This window comes from Nonomuraea sp. NPDC002799, from assembly GCF_053592075.1.
This window is the reverse complement of record NZ_JBSFVA010000007.1, coordinates 292,697-308,150: the sequence shown is the minus strand read 5'-3', so window position 1 is coordinate 308,150 and position 15,454 is coordinate 292,697. Positions and strand designations below refer to the sequence as shown.

Genomic DNA, 15,454 nt, shown 5'->3' with positions numbered 1-15,454 from the left:
CGCGCCCGCCACAGCGCGGTCCTCCTGCGCTTCATCTCACGAAGAAGGGTGCTCGCTGTGGCCGGGAAAGTCCTTACGGCTGCGCGCACGGTTGTTCAGGCTGCGTGCACTGCCGTGTCGCGGCCCGGATCTCACCGATCGGCGCCGAAGCCGGTCACCCCTCGCGACCGGTCGAACTGGTGGATCCGGGTCAACGGCCATTCCGCGTACGGGAAGGTCCGCAGCGCGTCGCCGTCGAAGGCCTCGGCCACGCCGTCGGAGCGCAGTCGCCCGGCCAGCAGCGCGGTCAGCCGATCGGCGTCCGCCGGCCGCTCCGCCTGCACCGGCTCGACCTCGTGCGGATCGGCCGCGAGATCGAACAGCAGCCGGTGCCCGCCGTTGGCCAGCCAGATCAGCTTCAGGTCGCCGTGCCGGACCATCGCCTTGAACCGCCGGGTGCCGGGCCGCCCGTGGTAGCCGAAGAGCGTCTCGCGGGGCGGCGCCGTACCGGTCAGCAGGCCGAGCAGGTCGCTGCCCTGCCGCAGCTCCGGCTGCCCGGCGGCGGAGGTGGCCAGGCCGAACAGGTCGGTCAGACAGGCCAGCTCCGAGCGATGGCCACCGGCCGCGATCCGCTCCGGCCAGGAGATCAGGAACGGGACCCGGGTGGAGGCCTCGAAGAAGCTCTCCTTCTGCCAGCCGTGATGATCGCCGAGCAGGTCGCCGTGATCGGCGAAGAAACAGATCACGGTGTTGTCCGCGTCCGGTCTCCGCTCCACCGCGTCCAGCAGCTCGCCGATGCAGCCGTCGATGTAGCTGATCTCGCCGTAGTAGCGGGCCTTCAACGTCCGGGCCCGGTGCGGGTCGACGTCCTCGGCGTAGACGAGGTGGTTCATCCAGGGGATCTGCTGATCAAGGTGATCGATGGCGCGATCGCCCAACACCGGGTCGGGCATCTGGTCCGGGTCGTACATCCGGTTGTACGGCAGCGGCGGCGCGAACGGAGGATGCGGGCCGATGTAGGACACGAGCCCGAACCACGGCCGGCCGTCGTCGGCGGCCATCAGCCCGATCGCCTCCCGGGTGGCCCAGGACTCGACCGTGCAGTCCGCCGGCAACGGGCTGAGCTGCGGCATGTAGTACATGTCGGTGCGCTCGCCCATCAGCGCCTCGATCCAGTCGTAGGCCGGATGCTCGGTCGCGATCCACGACGCGTACGCGTCCCCGGCCCGCTGCTCGGGGCTGGCGTAGAACTCCTCGCTGTGCCGCTGCACCTCGTAGCCGACCGGAGCGTCCCAGGGCACGGTGTGGAACTTGCCCACGCCCCAGGTGCGGTATCCGCGGTCGCCCATCGCCTCGGCCAGGTACGGGCCGCAACACTCCCGGATCGCGGCGTGCCCCCCGTCCGGAACGGTGTTGTCGTACACCCCGGTCAGGGTCGGCTCACAGCCGCTGCGCAGCGTGTAGCGGGCCGGAACGCAGACCGGGTTGGTGGAGTAGGCGTTGTCGAAGACGACCCCGCGGGCGGCCAGGCGATCAAGGTTGGGCGTCGCGAGATGGCTGTTGCCGAGCGCCGCGATGGTGTCGAACCGCTGCTGGTCGGTCATCACGAACAGCACGTTCGGGCGAGTGGCCATGAACGGGTCTTTCTCCTTGCGAAGCGGGCTGACGGTCATCGCGACAGCAGCCGGGCCCGGTCGCCCCGCAGGGCGGACTCGCGGGCGTTCCAGTCATCGATCAGGCCCAGTTCGGTCAGCAGCCGGTCGGCCGGCGGGAACGTGTCCCCGGCTTCCGCCAGCAGCGCGGCCAGCCGGGCGTCGGCCGCGCCGACCCGCCCGGCCGACGCCGGGTCGGCGACCAGGTTGTGCGTCTGCCAGGGGTCGGCGCGGTCGTCGAACAGTAGCCACGGCCGGCCGTCGACGGTACGCGCGTAGGTCAGCTTGTCGGTGACCATGCCCCGCCATTCGCCGATCCCCTGGTCGAACCCGTTGTCGAAGCTGACCCAGTTGCCGATCAGCAACTCCGGGCGCAGCGGCCCGCCGGATCGGAGCTCAGCGCTCAGATCACGGCCGTACGTCCCGACCGGGGGCAGCCCGAGCAGTCCGAGCAGGGTCGGAGCGAGATCGACCAGGCCGAGCAGCCCGGCAGGGCGGTACGCCGGCACGCCGGGTCCGCTGATCACCATCGGCACCCGGACGGCCTCCGCGTACGGGCTCTGCTTGGCGCGCAGGCCGTGGGCGCCGAGCATGTCGCCATGATCGGAGGTGACCACGATGATCGTGTTCTGGCGCAGCCCGAGCCGGTCCAGTTCCGCCACGATCCGGCCGATCTGCGTGTCCACCGCGGTGATCGCGCTCCAGTAGAGCCGCTGCACCTCGCGCCGCTCGTCGCCGCCGGAGGTGTTGGGCGGCACCCGCACGCCGTCGATCGGGTAACCGGTGCGCAGGCGCTCCGGCACCGAGTCGTACGGATCGTGCGGCGGGTTGTAGGAGACCGTGAGGAAGAACGGGCCGTTCCGCGCACCGAGGAACTCCAGGGCGAGGTCGGTCTGCACCTCCGGCTCGTATCCGGTGAAGTCGACCCTGGCCGGGCTCTCGGCGCCGGTGTAGTAATGACCGTCGACGTGATCGTGCGAGCAGTCGACCCCGATCCAGTGCTCGATCCCCGGCCGTGCGGCCGGCGGCACCCACTTGTCCCGGGGCAGTCCGGCCAGATGCCACTTGCCGATCCAGCCGGTCCGGTAACCGGCGCCGGACAACCTCGTGCCCAGCGTCTCCAGCCGCGGCGACAGCGGCAGGTCGTTGGCGACCACGCCGTGCTGGTGCGGCAGGCGGCCGGTGAGCAGACTGGCCCGGCTCGGCCCGCAGACCGGCGAGCTGGCGCGGCCACCGGCGACGGCGGCGCCACCGGCCGCCAGCAGGTCCAGGTTCGGGGTGCGGACCTGGGAGGCTCGTCCCCTCGTGTCGTCGAGCCAGCCCTGGTCCTGCCCCCGCCACTGATCGGCCAGCAGCACGACGACGTTCGGCGCCGTCACGCCTGGAACTCCCGCGGGTCGATCTCGCCGCTCTTCACGGCGGCGTCGTAGGCCGCCTGCATGCGCTCCTGCATCGCGGTGAGCGCCGGTCCGAGCGCCGCCGACGGGTCGAGCAACAACTTCTCCACGCTCTGGTCGACGCTCTCGCCGTCCACCTGCAGCAGGCCGCCCGGCGTCTTCGGCCACTGCCGATCGAGCTCGGCCGGCCGGAACTGCTGGAGCAGCACGTTGTCCTTGATCGCGGCCGAGTCCCAGACGGCGTCGTTCAGCGGCGGCGCCGCCTTCGCCGCCAGCGCCTCCTGGACGCCGTCGCCGACCATCACCTCGAACACCGCGGCGGCCTTCTCCGGGTTCTTGCTGGTCGTCGAGATCGCGTACGGGTAGCCGGCGTTCATGGGCGACCGCACCGGCTTCTGGCCGTCCGGCACCGGCAGCGGGACCGCGACCGCCTTGACCTTGCTGCCCAGGGCGGCCAGCGAGGAGACGACCGCGCTGCTGGTGATGTACATCCCGGCCTCGCCCTTGCCGAAGGCGTTGATCGCGACGTCGCCGGTCAGGGTCGCGGCGCCCGGGTAGGCGGTCTCGTCGGTGATCATGGCTCGGTAGAGCTCCAGCATCGGCGCGTACTTGGCCGACTCGTACTTCTGCGTGGCGGCGTTGAACAGCCCGAACTGGGCCACGGCCGGGTCGCCCGCCATCAGCGGGATGTCGACGCTCCATTGCCGGAACCCGGTCGCCTTGATCGGGATCGCCATGCCGAACGCGTCACCCTTGCCGATCTTGGTGATCGCGGCCGCCGCCCGCCGTACCTCGGAGAAGGTCGCCGGCGGCGAGTCCGGGTCCAGGCCGGCCCGCTCGAACAGCTCGGTGTTGATCAGCATCCGGTTGGTGAACGCGGTGGTCGGCACCGCGTACGGCACGCCGTCCCAGACCAGCTCGCCGTTGCGCTGGTGGTACGGCGCGGCCTTGTCCAGCACGGCCTTGCTCACCAGGTCCGGCAGCGGCCGGACCCAGCCGGCCGCGACGAACGCGCCCAGCTGCGCCGAAGGGCTGTGGAACAGGTCGGGCGCCCGCTTGGTCTGGAAGCCGAGCCGGACGATCTCCTCGTACTTGTCCGTCGCCTGCGGCTCGTAGCGCACCTCGATGCCGAGGGACTTGCCCTGCTGCGCGTTCCAGGCGCGGAAGAACTCCTGCCGGGCCTTGGCGTGCGCGCCGGCGCGGTCCCAGATCACGATCGTGGCCGGCTTGCCCGGATCGGCGGAACCGCTCGGCGAGCTGCCGCAGCCCACCAGGGAGGCGGCGGCGCCGGCGGCGAGGGTGCCGAGGAAGCCGCGACGGCTCAAGGAGGAATTACTCATCAGGGGGCCTTTCTCAACCAGAAGTAACGGGACCGGAGCCGATACGGCCGACGGGGATGGCGGCCCGGTCGCGGAGCATGATCAGGAGGCCGGCCAGGGCCGCCGGCAGCGCGATCACCAGCAGCGGGCCGAGGTAGGGCACCTGGGCCGCCAGGAAGGGCACGGCGAGGGCGGCGGCGACCACGGAAGCCATCGCGAGCAGGGCCAGCTCGATCCGGGACAGCGCCAGCACGTAGGCCGTCCGCAGCGCCGCGACGGCGCCGCCTTCGAAGATCACTAGCGACCACGGGGCGACCAGCAGCCAGGTCACTCCGGCCACGACGCTGGTGATCAGCACCAGCCAGCCGTAAGGTCCGCCGGGTGACGGCCCGAGCAGGCCGATGAGCACCAGGCCGGCGATGCCGAGATGACAGCCGGCCAGCCGCAGGGACGGCAGCAGCCTGCGGCGCAGGAAGCGCAGCGTCTCGCCCGGCCCGAGCGCGGCCTCGCCGTCGGCGTGCCGGCGTTGCTGGGCGATCAGCCACAGGGTGGCGGCCGGCGCGGTGATCACGGGGAGGCAGAGCAGCAACCAGCAGCAACTGGTCCAGGCCCAGAACCACCAGCGGGACCAGCCGCGGAGCAGGGCGCCGTCCGGGGCGAACAGGGTCATCCCTTCACCGACCCGTCCGTCCAGCCGCGCACGAAGTGCCGCTGCAGCACGATGAAGATCACCACGATCGGCACCAGCGCCATGTTCGCCCCGGCCAGCACCGTGTTGTACGGCGTCATTCCGTCGGCGGCGTCATACTGCAGCGCGCTCACGCCCACGACCAGCGTGCGCAGGTCGGGCGCGGCGAGGGAGAACACCAGCGGCACCTGGTAGTTGTTCCAGGAGGCCTGGAAACCGAGGATCACCGTGGTGGCGAGGATCGGCCGCATCATCGGGAAGGCGATCCGCCAGTAGGTGCCGAACAGCCCGCAACCGTCGACCCGGGCCGCGTCCTCCATCTCGGTGCCGAGGCCGAGCACGAACGCCTTGATCAGGAAGATGTGCACCAGCATGATCCCGGCCATCTGGACCAGCGCGATGCCGAGCAGGTTGTCCAGGCCCAGCGCCTCGGCGATCACGTACTGCGGGTAGAGCGTCGCCGTGGTCAGGCCGACGAACAGGGTGCCGACGTACACGCCCTCCAGGAATCGCTGGCCGCGCAGCCGGCGCCGGGCCAGCACGTACCCGGTCATGCTGGAGGCGAGCGTGTCCAGCAGCACGACCAGGGCCGTGACGATCACGCTGTTGACGAAGTAGCGGGAGAAGCTGGCCGTGGTCCAGGCCTGGAGGTAGGTGCCCCACTCCCAGACCCGGGGCAGGATGCCGCCGTTCCTGCTGAGGATCTGGTCCAGCGGCGACACCGAGGCGAACAGACCGAAGATCAACGGGGACAACATGATCAACGCTGCCGCGATCAACGCCACGTGCAGCAGCACCGTCAGCGGGCGGACGCGGTGTCCGCGCCGGGCGACCGTCCTGGCCGCGGGTGCGGTGCCGGCGGATGTGCTCATGCCGCGGTCCTCCCGCTTCGGTTGATCCGCAGATAGGCCACGGAGATGATGCCGACGATCACGCTGGCGGTGACGCCGAGCGCGGCGGCGTACCCGATCTGGGGCACCGATTCCGGTTCGAAGAAGAACCGGTAGAGATAGGTGAACATCACCTCTGTGCCACCGGCCGGGCCGCCGTCGGTGAGCGTCTTGACCAGGTCGAAGCTGCGCAGCGTGCCGATGATCGAGATCAGGATCACCACCCGCGTCACCGGGGCCAGCAGCGGCAGCACGATGTGGCGCAGCGTCGGCCAGTGACCGGCGCCTTCCAGCGACGCGCTCTCCAGCAGTTCGTTCGGGATCGTCATCATGCCGGCGAAGAAGAGCAGCAGGTTGATCCCGAGATGGGCCCACACGCCGACCCCGATCAGGCTGGCGAGCGCGCTGCCGGCCTCGCCCAGGAACCGGACCGGCGTCTCCAGCAGGCCCGAGCCGGTGAGCAGCTGGTTGATCGGCCCGCCGTTCTCGCGCAGCAGGAAGACGAAGATGATGCCGATGATCGCCGGCGACAACACGTGCGGCAGGAACAGGATCGTCCGATAGGCGGTGCCGGCGCGCACCCCGCGGAAGAACACGTAGGCCAGCACCAGCGCCAGCGGGATCTCGATGACCAACCGGCCGAACCCGAGCTTCACCGTGTTCAGCACCGCCAGCCACCACTGTCCGTCGCCGATCATGCGCTCGTAGTTGGCCAGACCGGTGAACCGCGGCGCCGAGAACCCGTTCCAGCGCTGGAAGCTGAACCAGACGAGCCAGCCGATCGGCAGCAGCGCGAAGGCCAGATACGGCAGCAGGGCCGGCAGCAACATCAGGCGGCCGACGCCGTCCTCGCGCCGGTGCCACTGCGCGCGCCGTGGCCTGGGTTGCCGTGGAGTGCGCCCGAACGTGGACATCCGTCCCCCCTTCCTCGGTCGAGTCCGCCGGCCTCCCTCACATGGTCAGGGGAGCTTAGATCGATCTAAACAGGCGAGGCCATACTTTACCGATATAAACCTGTAGGTCAACCCTGGAATAGGGAGTTCTCGCCCCGGGCGGGGTCGCTCAGCGGCAACCGCAGGACGCGCGGGCGTGCATCTCGGGCGCCGTAGGGGTACGGCTGCCCGCCACCGGCGTGCCCATCTCGGCCAGCAGCACCCGGCCACAGACCCGGCCCAGCTCGACCGGGTCGGTGGCGATGCTGCTGATCGACGGGTTCCACATCGCCGACTGGTGGAGGTCGTCGATGCCGAGCACCGCGCAGGCCGCCGCGCCGGGCGCGCCCAGCCGCAACGCCTTGGCCAGGCCGTAGGCCACGTTGTCGCTGTGACACAGCACCCCGTCGGGCGGCGGCCCGGCCGCGAGCAGCTCGGCGGCGCGGTGGTAGGCGGCGTCCGCGGTCGCCGCCAGCGGCTCCGACCAGCTCGCGTCCCAGCCGGCACCGGCTTCGGCGACCGCCCGCCGGAAGCTCTCCATCCGGCCGACGCGCGGCGACGCCAGCGGGTCGCCGCCGAAGTAGGCCACCCGGCGGCAGCCGTGCACGGCGATCAGGTGCTCGGCGCCCAGCCGGCCGATGGCCGCCTCGTCGGTGCCGACGAACGGCAGCTCCACACCGTCGATGTGCCGCAGCAGCAGCACCGCCGGCAGACCGCTGCGGCGGATGCCGGCGAAATGCTCCGCGGTCGAGGTCAGCGCGGGGATGCTGACCACGCCGGCCGCCCGGTGCCCGACCAGCGACTGGAGGATCTGTCGTTGCAGGTCCACCTGGTCGACCGTGTTGGCGATCATGACGAAGAAGCCGACCTCGCCGAGCACCTCCTGCACGCCCAGCGACACCTCGGCGACGAACGGGTTCATCACGTCCGGCATCACCAGCCCGACCAGGTCGTTGCGCTGGGTCCGCAGGTTGGCGGCGGCCTGGTTGTAGATGTATCCCAGCCGCTCGGCCTCGGTCAGGACGGCGCTCCGGGTCGCTTCCGACACCAGCGGGCTGTTCCGCATCACGAGGGAGACGGTGGCCCGGGACAGGCCGAGCGAGTTGGCCACGTCGATCATCCGCACCTGGCGCGCTTCGGGCCGGTGACCCTGCTCCTGGTCTTCTCGCATGTCCCACCTCCCGCGCCGGTCTCCGGTGATCATCATGTGGCCAGGCGGCCTCAGGATAGCCGGGTCCGCGCCCCCTCGGCTCGGTGGTCTTGGCCGCGGGTGATGGTCAGGCGCATGCTCCGGTAGTCGAAGGTGATGGCGTACGGCCTGAAGAACTCGTGGGTGAGGTCGGCGATGGTCAAGGCTCCCGAAGAACAACCTCCTGCGCCGTCTCCTCGATTGCGCCTTCGGTCAGAAGGGCGCAGGCCGGACAGGCTCGCGTGGCTGCGGGCAGAAACGGCAGGCACCAACCGAGAGTCGGCAACGGGCGCACTGTCTCGCCGCACAAGCTGACCTCACGGCCGGCCGGTACGGCATGTTGTACGGCAGTCCGTTCGAGGTCGGACAAGCCGAGCCGGTAGCTGCGTGCTTGCGTCGCGCTCGCCTGTTCCGTGCGCACCAAGAGGTCGTCCCAGTGAACCGCCCAGCGCCGCACCCCGCCGGGCATGTCGTGCGGTCGGCCGTCGAGTTCGAGCAAGGCCAGGGTGCCGCCGAGGAGCGCGGCGACCACCGTCCCGTGATGGCCGAGTAGCCGTGCGGCCGACGCTCGTGTCTGTGCCGGGCTGTGCAGCATGGTCACGATCTCAGCATGGCAGCCGACTCGTGGCGACGGGGCGCTCACAGAGCCCGCTCCGCTGCTTCCTGCTTCCTCAGCTGCTCGGCGAGCTGGGCGACGTCGTCGGCATCGATCGTCTGGCAGAGGCCGTGATCTACCTCGTACGGTGACAGGCGCCGGCCGTTCCGAGTTGCCCAGACGCGCCCTGCGGAACTACGCCAAATACACCAACCAGGAAAAGCCTCCTGGAGGTCTTCGAGAATTACCGGTGAAGACATGTGATCAGCGTGCTTACCGAAGAGTGACGAACCCACCGCGTTATCAAGACGTCCAGGACGTTATGGCGTTAAGCTTGAAACGTCCCTGACGTCCTCCATTCCTAGAGGTACCGTGGCCAACGTCGCCCTGCGCAGCGCCATGCTGAACGCCCAGATCACGAATCAGAGCTTGGCCGGCCGGTGTGGTGTGGACGTCAAGACGGTGGAACGCTGGGTGCAGGACGAGGCTCGCGTCCCGCATCTGCGGCACCAGTGGGCCGCCGCAGAGGCACTAGGAGTTGAGACAGCCGTGCTATGGCCCGACGCAATTCGTCATACGGTGAAAACAGGACCGGATAAAGAAGTGCTGGCCGTTTATCCGTATCGTTCCGCATGCCCGAAATCAAGCTGGCGCAATCTCATCAACGCGGCGCGCAACGAGATCGTGTTCGCCGGGTATACGAACTACTTCCTGTGGCTGGAACACCCGAACCTGGCGAAGGTGCTCAAGCGGAAAGCCCAGCAGGGCTGTAAGATCCGGTTCCTCATCGGCGACCCGGAGAGCGACGTCACACGCAGCCGCGAAGAAGTGGAGAACGTCCCGTTGACCGTCTCCACCCGCATCCGGATCACGTTGTCGGAGATCGAGCAGCTCCGAGACGTCCCCGGCATCGAGGCGCGGTACGGCGACGAGCACATCGCCATGAGCGTGTTCCGGTTCGACGCGGAGATGCTCGTCACGCCCCATCTGGCCAAGCTCGTCGGTCACGACTCGCCCATGCTGCACCTGCGGCGATACCAGGACGACGGCCTGTTCGACCGGTTCGCCTACCATGCCTCCGAGCTGTGGAGCCATGGCCGTGACGTGTGGCGGCAGCCCCAAGTCCTGGGTGACTGACCCGCCGCACCGGGTGCGCAGGGCGTACCCGATGGGCGGTCAGGAGTCGCGGGCGTCGGCGAGGACGCGGGCCGCCTCCCGCTCGTACGGACCGCGCGAGCCCAGCACCACCAGGCCGCCGAGGATCATGGGCACGATCAGCGCGTACATGGCCAGGAGGAGGGAGCCGGTCGCATCGGAGGTCAGGCCGACGATGAGGGGGCCGAAGGCGACGCCGATCGTCAGCAGGAGCTGCAGGACGGCGAAGCCGAGGCCGCGTGACCTGGCCGCCACGACGTCGGCGATGCAGGCCGTGCAGGTGGGGATCGCGGTGGAGGAGATCGTGATGGCCAGCAGCACGAGGACCACCAGCGCCACCGGGGAGCTCATCAGCAGGGCGACGCCGAGGAGGACCGAGCCGATGGTGATGCCGGAGCCGCCGATGAGCAGCCGGCCGCCCTTGACCCGGCCGTGCAGACGCTTGCCGAGGTGGGTGCCGATCACGGTGCCGGCCAGTACGCCGACGATGCTGACGCCGCCGCTGATGCTGCTGGCCACGCCGGTCTCCATGCCGAAGACGCGGACCATGAGGGACGGCAACCAGAAGTAGACGCCGCCGAGGCCGAGGGTGAGGATCATCACGCCGAGGGAGACGAGGACCAGGGTGCGGATGGCCAGGACCTGGCGGACCTGCGGCCAGAAGGGCGGCTTGACGGTGACGCCCGCCTGCGGCGGTTCCGTAACGCCGGGCGCCGGCCGAGGCACGCCCGCGGTGGCCATGATCTTGTCCATCTGGCCGCGCTGCGGCTCGCGCAGCCGCCAGGCCAGGATGGCGGTCAGCGCACCCGGGATCGCCATCAGCAGGAAGGCGGCCCGCCAGCCGAACGCCTGGCCGATGACGCCGCCCAGCAGGGTGCCGACGCCCCCTAGGTAGGTGGTCATCCGGGTCCAGCCGTACACCTGCATGCGGGTCGCGGCGGGGTAGAAGTCGGCGAGCAGGCTGCCGACGGCGGGGTTGTCGATGACCTCGGCGGCGGCGAGCAGGACGCGCATGAGGTAGAAGACGGCGAAGCCGGCGGCCAGGCCGGAGCCGAGGGTGGCCAGGGCCCAGCAGAGCACCACCACTGTAATGATCTTGGTGCGGCTGCGCCGGTCGGCGAGGTAACCGGCGGGCAGCGCGACGGCGGCGGCCGCCAGGGCCGCGGCGGTCGGGATGGATCCGGCCGCGGTGTCGCTGAAGCCCCATTCGGCCTGCAGCAGGGGCAGCACGCCGGCCATCAGGTTGGCTTCGATGCGATCGACCATGCCGACGACGAACAGCACGACGAACGGCCCCCACCCGAAGGGGTTCGGATCGGTCGCGCTGATGCCGCCCGGCGGCGGGGATCCAAGTCGGCGGCGTTCGCGGGCAACGGTCTTCACCATGACTTCTCCTCCGCGGTAAGTGCTCCCCGGGGTGGCGCATGGGACGCGGAAACGCCCCAGAACACGGTTCTAGGACAATGTTCTAGGACGAGTGTCGTACATCACACTGCGTTTCACCAGTACGCAGAGGTGCCGGGTGAAACTTCTGACCCAGAGCTGGGGCGCGGGTGTCTCGCGAGGCGCGCGACCAGGTGGTCCTTGACGGCGCTCCACTCCGAGGTGACGACGGAGTACATGGCCGAGTCCCGCAGCCGGCCCTCCTCGCCGGGGGCCCACGACGGCGACCAGCTCCGCAGCACGCCCTCGAACGTGGCGCCGAGGGCCTCGATCGCGCGCCGGGATCGCTCGTTGCGCGCGTCGGTCTTGAGATCGACGCGCGCCACCCCGAGCCGCTCGAAGGCATGGCTCAGCAGCAGCAGCTTGGCCTCGGCGTTGATGCCGCGACCCTGCGCGGACGCGGCGAGCCAGGTGAAGCCGATCTCGACCGCGCGCAGCTCCGTGCGGCCGGGCCAGTACCGGGGGTCCCAGTACGCCGTGCAGCCCACCGCGCGGCCATCGCTCCGCCGGACCTGCGCCAACGGGACGAGTCCTTCCTCGACGCGGGCGAACTGGGCCGCCAGATAGCCGGGCACCTCCCGCGCGCGGGGCACGAGGGTGAAGCCGTAGCTGCTGCGATCCTCCTCCGCCGCCCGGACCAGGTCATCCGCGTGGCCGGCCGACAGCGGCTCCAGCCTGAGCAGGGAACCCTGCAGCGCGGGCACGTCGAACCAGGGGCGCATGGCGACGACTCCTCATCGTTCCTGGCATTGGCACCTTGCCGTGGCAGGTTGCCGGACCGTCGGCGGGCCAGGTCCCTCGGGTCCTCTGGATGAACACCGCCGATCATGGCGGCCGGCGTGCGCGGACGTCAAGCACGGGACGGGGGGAACGTGTCCGCCCAGGTCGAAGGGGCCCGCGGAAGAGCGCCCCCGGCGGCCGCCGAGCCGTTTCAGCGGGGCCGTGCGCCGGTCAGCGGATTTCGGCGCCCAGGCGCGTCAGCACCGTCTCGGCGATGTCGCCGAGTGCGTCGAGCTGCTCCTGGGTGAGCAGGCCGATCAGGTGGGTTCGCACCGATGCGACGTGCTGGGGGGCCGCCGCGACGATCGCGTCCATGCCCCCGTCCGTCAGCGCGATGACGGCGCCGCGCCCGTCGTCGGCGCACTCCTCCCTGGCGACGAGCCCACGCTCCTCCATGCGGCTGACGTGGCGCGACAACCGGCTCTTGGACCACAACATGCGGTCGGCCAGCTCCTGCAGCCGCCAGCGGCGGCTCTGCCGGGACGACAGCGCGGACAGCACGTCGTAGTCGGCATCCGAGAGCCCGGAGTCGCGCTGCATGTCGCGGGAGATCTGGGTGTCGAGCAGCAGGCGCATCCGGCGATAGCCGAGCCAGGCGCGGAACTCGCGCTCGTCAAGCCAGGGGGGATCGGACACTGGTTCGGGCATGGTCGAACGCTAGCACTGGTTGACGTGTAAACGAAATCCTGGCACTCTCTAGTTTACACGTAAACCTGTTGCTGAGGAGACGCACCATGCCCACGCTGAAGGTCATCGTCGCCAGTACCCGCCCGACCCGCATCGGCAGGACGATCGGTGACTGGGCGACGGCGCACGCCGTCGAGCACGGGCACTTCGACGTCGAGCTGATCGACCTGGCCGAGGTGGGCCTGCCGTTCCTCGACGAGCCCGAGGACGCCACCACCGGGCGCTACGTGCACCAGCACACCAAGGACTGGAGCGCGACCATCGGCGCCGCCGACGCTCTGGTGTTCGTGATGCCGGAGTACAACTACGGCTTCAACGCCCCGCTGAAGAACGCGCTGGACTTCCTGCACGACGAGTGGGCGTACAAGCCGGTCGGGCTGGTCGGCTACGGCGGCATGTCGGGTGGCATGCGCGCCGTCGAAATGATCAAGCCGGTGCTGGTCAAGCTGCGCATGGTGCCGGCCGGGGACGCGGTGACCATCTTCCACCGCCAGTCCATGACCGCCGACGGCCGGTTGTCCGTGGACGAGCGCCTCAGTTCCGCCGCCGACGGCATGTTGCGGGAGTTGCGGCACCTGACGGAGGCGATGTCGGTGATGCGCGCCGCCGGGTAGCGCGCCGGCGGATGTCCCACGCAGTGGAGGCGCGGCCGGAAATTGTCCGTGCCCTCCGCCATGATGGCCTCGCTCGTGTCCACGCGCATGATCTCGATGGAGCTGTCATGACCGTTGATGAAATCGCCGGATGGTCCCATGTGAGGGGGCCTCGGTGGGAAGACCTTGCCTTCATTCGCGCCAAGCTCGACGCGGGTGCCGACCCGAACGAGGGGGCCTACGCCTTCGAGCGGCCGCTGCACGCCGCGGCGGAGCAGGGCTCGCCGGAGGTGGTCGCCGAGCTGGCCGCCCGGGTCGATGACGTCGACACGGAGTTCGAGGGCCGCACGGCGCTCTGGGAGGCGATCTTCAACGACCGGCCGGACAACGCCCGAGCCCTGGTCGCCGCCGGAGCGGACCCGTGGCGGCCCATGATGGGCGGCTGGTCGCCCGGCCGGCTCAGCCTGGCGGGCCCCACGCCCGGCCTGTTCTTCCCGTTCCCACGCGGTCACGCCGGCCTGACCGAGGCGGAGGCCGCCTCCGTGACGGAGGCCGGCCGCTTGGCCGGCGCTCTGGAGGGCAGCTTCCCCTATGACGGGTTCAGCCTCACCTGCGTCGGCGGGATCGGCGCCGCCGAGGCGGCACGGCGCCTGGCCGCTGAACCCGCCGACGAGGACGAGCTGGAAGAGGTCATGGACGATCCCTCCGACGATGGGGCCATGCTCTTCATCGGCTTGACCGACGTGCCCGGCGGTTGCGTCGTCAGCCAGGAGTGGGGCTACATGGCCTCGACTCCCGTCCTCATGAAGGCGCTGTCGGCCGGCACGGTCGCCTACGGCATGTACGCCAACCCCAAGAGCGGCAACCAGGGTCACGTCTGCCGCGACGGCGAGGTCGTCGGCTGCGACACCGCCCCGGGCCGCGGCGACGTGTCCCCCGAAGACCCGGCCGAGGAGATCCTCCTCAAATACCTGTACTTCGGCCACGCCGAGGCCTATTGCTTCGCCGGGGCCGGCCTGCGCCCGGCCGATGCCCGCGCGATCACCGACCCGGACGCGTACCTGCGGCTGCCCGAACGGGACTACTGGCACTGATCAGAACGGGACTACCGGGGCAGATCAGAGGGGCATGCGCTGTCGTTGAGCGGCTCTGGCCGGGTGAGTCGTGCAGCCTGGTCGCCGGGCCCGCGCGGATCCGCTGACAAGTCGTTCAGGGCGGCAGATTTGGGCAGATGCAGATGTCATGGATCAGGTTTCCCTGCTGGACTCGACCCCCGGTCTCCTGGTGGACGACAGCGACGACGACGACCCCGTGCTGCTGCGGCCCGACGGCACGCGGGTCGACACCTGGCGTGAGCACTACCCCTATCCCGAACGGCTGGCCCGTCAGGACTACGACTACTGCAAGCGGCTGCTGCAGATCGAGCTGGTGAAGTTGCAGTACTGGGTCAAGGAGCGCGGAGAACGGGTGGTCATCCTGTTCGAGGGCCGGGACGCGGCGGGCAAGGGCGGCACGATCAAGCGTTTCATGGAGCATCTCAACCCGCGCGGCGCCACCGTGGTGGCACTGGAGAAGCCGTCGGAACGCGAACGTACCCAGTGGTACCTGCAGCGCTATTTCGCCCACCTGCCGGCCGCAGGGGAGATCGTCCTGTTCGACCGCTCCTGGTACAACAGGGCCGGGGTGGAGCGGGTGATGGGGTTCTGCACCGAGGCCGAGTGCCGGGAGTTCATGCTGCAGGCGCCGATGTTCGAGCGTGCCCTGGTGCGCGACGGCATCCACCTGATCAAGTTGTGGTTCTCGGTGACGCGGTCGGAGCAGCGCACCCGCTTCATCATCCGCCAGGTGGACCCGGTGCGGCAGTGGAAGCTCTCGGCGATGGACGTGGCCTCCCTCGACAAGTGGGACGAATACACCGCGGGCAAGGAGGAGATGTTCCTCAACACCGACATCCCCGAGGCGCCGTGGACGGTCATCAAGAGCAACGACAAGAAACGGGGCCGGCTGGAGGCGATGCGCCACGTGCTGAGCCAGTTCGACTACGACAACAAGAACCTCGAGGTCGTCGGCGAGCCGGATCCGCTCATCGTCAGATCGGCGTCCGACATCTACGACGAGGACCACACCGCGCCGACCCCCTGAGACGTCACCCGCG

General features: G+C 69.9%; 17 protein-coding genes and 1 riboswitch. Of the genes, 5 read left to right on the top strand and 12 right to left on the bottom strand.

Annotated elements, in window-relative coordinates:
* Positions 1–131 precede the first annotated feature (131 nt).
* From ACWD0F_RS16805 to ACWD0F_RS16765, 9 genes are all read right to left on the bottom strand, one after another.
* A complete protein-coding gene (locus ACWD0F_RS16805) occupies positions 132–1,613 on the bottom strand; it encodes a sulfatase family protein (protein ID WP_449876245.1) in 1,482 nt (493 codons plus the stop codon).
* A 35-nt stretch (positions 1,614–1,648) separates the two neighbouring features.
* On the bottom strand, positions 1,649–3,010 hold the full coding sequence (locus ACWD0F_RS16800; RefSeq protein ID WP_449876243.1) for a sulfatase-like hydrolase/transferase: 1,362 nt from the start codon (positions 3,008–3,010) through the stop codon (positions 1,649–1,651).
* Positions 3,007–4,353 (bottom strand): ABC transporter substrate-binding protein, encoded by a 1,347-nt coding sequence (locus ACWD0F_RS16795; RefSeq protein WP_449876241.1) that lies wholly within the window; start codon positions 4,351–4,353, stop codon positions 3,007–3,009. The genes ACWD0F_RS16800 and ACWD0F_RS16795 overlap by 4 nt, the downstream gene beginning before the upstream one ends.
* Before the next feature lie 28 nt (positions 4,354–4,381).
* A complete protein-coding gene (locus tag ACWD0F_RS16790) occupies positions 4,382–5,017 on the bottom strand; it encodes a hypothetical protein (protein WP_449876239.1) in 636 nt (211 codons plus the stop codon).
* Positions 5,014–5,907: a carbohydrate ABC transporter permease gene (locus ACWD0F_RS16785; RefSeq protein WP_449876237.1), complete on the bottom strand. Its 894-nt coding sequence runs from the start codon at positions 5,905–5,907 to the stop codon at positions 5,014–5,016. The genes ACWD0F_RS16790 and ACWD0F_RS16785 overlap by 4 nt, the downstream gene beginning before the upstream one ends.
* The gene (locus tag ACWD0F_RS16780; protein WP_449876236.1) at positions 5,904–6,839 is read right to left on the bottom strand and encodes a carbohydrate ABC transporter permease; all 936 of its coding nucleotides are present in this window, start codon (positions 6,837–6,839) and stop codon (positions 5,904–5,906) included. The genes ACWD0F_RS16785 and ACWD0F_RS16780 overlap by 4 nt, the downstream gene beginning before the upstream one ends.
* Before the next feature lie 148 nt (positions 6,840–6,987).
* Positions 6,988–8,028 carry a LacI family DNA-binding transcriptional regulator gene (locus tag ACWD0F_RS16775; RefSeq protein ID WP_449876235.1) on the bottom strand — a complete coding sequence of 347 codons (1,041 nt, stop codon included), beginning with the start codon at positions 8,026–8,028 and terminating at the stop codon, positions 6,988–6,990.
* Positions 8,029–8,078: 50 nt separating this feature from the next.
* Positions 8,079–8,210 (bottom strand): hypothetical protein, encoded by a 132-nt coding sequence (locus ACWD0F_RS16770; RefSeq protein WP_449876234.1) that lies wholly within the window; start codon positions 8,208–8,210, stop codon positions 8,079–8,081.
* Positions 8,207–8,647 carry a hypothetical protein gene (locus tag ACWD0F_RS16765; RefSeq protein ID WP_449876233.1) on the bottom strand — a complete coding sequence of 147 codons (441 nt, stop codon included), beginning with the start codon at positions 8,645–8,647 and terminating at the stop codon, positions 8,207–8,209. Before ACWD0F_RS16765 ends, ACWD0F_RS16770 begins: the two co-directional genes overlap by 4 nt.
* A gap of 23 nt (positions 8,648–8,670) precedes the next feature.
* Here ACWD0F_RS16765 and ACWD0F_RS16760 point away from each other — a divergent pair, with 23 nt between their 5' ends.
* A complete protein-coding gene (locus ACWD0F_RS16760; RefSeq protein WP_449876231.1) occupies positions 8,671–8,793 on the top strand; it encodes a hypothetical protein in 123 nt (40 codons plus the stop codon).
* A 220-nt stretch (positions 8,794–9,013) separates the two neighbouring features.
* Entirely contained in the window at positions 9,014–9,778 is a 765-nt protein-coding gene (locus ACWD0F_RS16755) for a hypothetical protein (RefSeq protein ID WP_449876229.1), read from the top strand.
* A gap of 39 nt (positions 9,779–9,817) precedes the next feature.
* On the opposite strand, the gene ACWD0F_RS16750 is transcribed toward ACWD0F_RS16755, so the two are convergent.
* The 3 genes from ACWD0F_RS16750 to ACWD0F_RS16740 all read right to left on the bottom strand — a co-directional run bounded on the left by ACWD0F_RS16750 (position 9,818) and on the right by ACWD0F_RS16740 (position 12,667).
* On the bottom strand, positions 9,818–11,182 hold the full coding sequence (locus ACWD0F_RS16750) for an MFS transporter (protein WP_449876227.1): 1,365 nt from the start codon (positions 11,180–11,182) through the stop codon (positions 9,818–9,820).
* A 113-nt stretch (positions 11,183–11,295) separates the two neighbouring features.
* Complete coding sequence (locus tag ACWD0F_RS16745) at positions 11,296–11,961, bottom strand: GNAT family N-acetyltransferase (protein ID WP_449876225.1); 666 nt, start codon at positions 11,959–11,961, stop codon at positions 11,296–11,298.
* Between the two features lie 9 nt (positions 11,962–11,970).
* Positions 11,971–12,057, bottom strand: a riboswitch (SAM riboswitch).
* 133 nt (positions 12,058–12,190) lie between these two features.
* Entirely contained in the window at positions 12,191–12,667 is a 477-nt protein-coding gene (locus ACWD0F_RS16740; protein WP_449876223.1) for a MarR family winged helix-turn-helix transcriptional regulator, read from the bottom strand.
* A gap of 86 nt (positions 12,668–12,753) precedes the next feature.
* On the opposite strand from ACWD0F_RS16740, the gene ACWD0F_RS16735 reads away from it, so the two are divergent.
* From ACWD0F_RS16735 to ppk2, 3 genes are all read left to right on the top strand, one after another.
* The gene (locus ACWD0F_RS16735; protein ID WP_449876221.1) at positions 12,754–13,320 is read left to right on the top strand and encodes an NADPH-dependent FMN reductase; all 567 of its coding nucleotides are present in this window, start codon (positions 12,754–12,756) and stop codon (positions 13,318–13,320) included.
* A 107-nt stretch (positions 13,321–13,427) separates the two neighbouring features.
* The gene (locus tag ACWD0F_RS16730; protein ID WP_449876219.1) at positions 13,428–14,393 is read left to right on the top strand and encodes an ankyrin repeat domain-containing protein; all 966 of its coding nucleotides are present in this window, start codon (positions 13,428–13,430) and stop codon (positions 14,391–14,393) included.
* 148 nt (positions 14,394–14,541) lie between these two features.
* Positions 14,542–15,441, top strand: a complete 900-nt coding sequence (gene ppk2 / locus ACWD0F_RS16725; RefSeq protein ID WP_449876217.1) for a polyphosphate kinase 2 — start codon at positions 14,542–14,544, stop codon at positions 15,439–15,441.
* Positions 15,442–15,454: the final 13 nt, after the last annotated feature.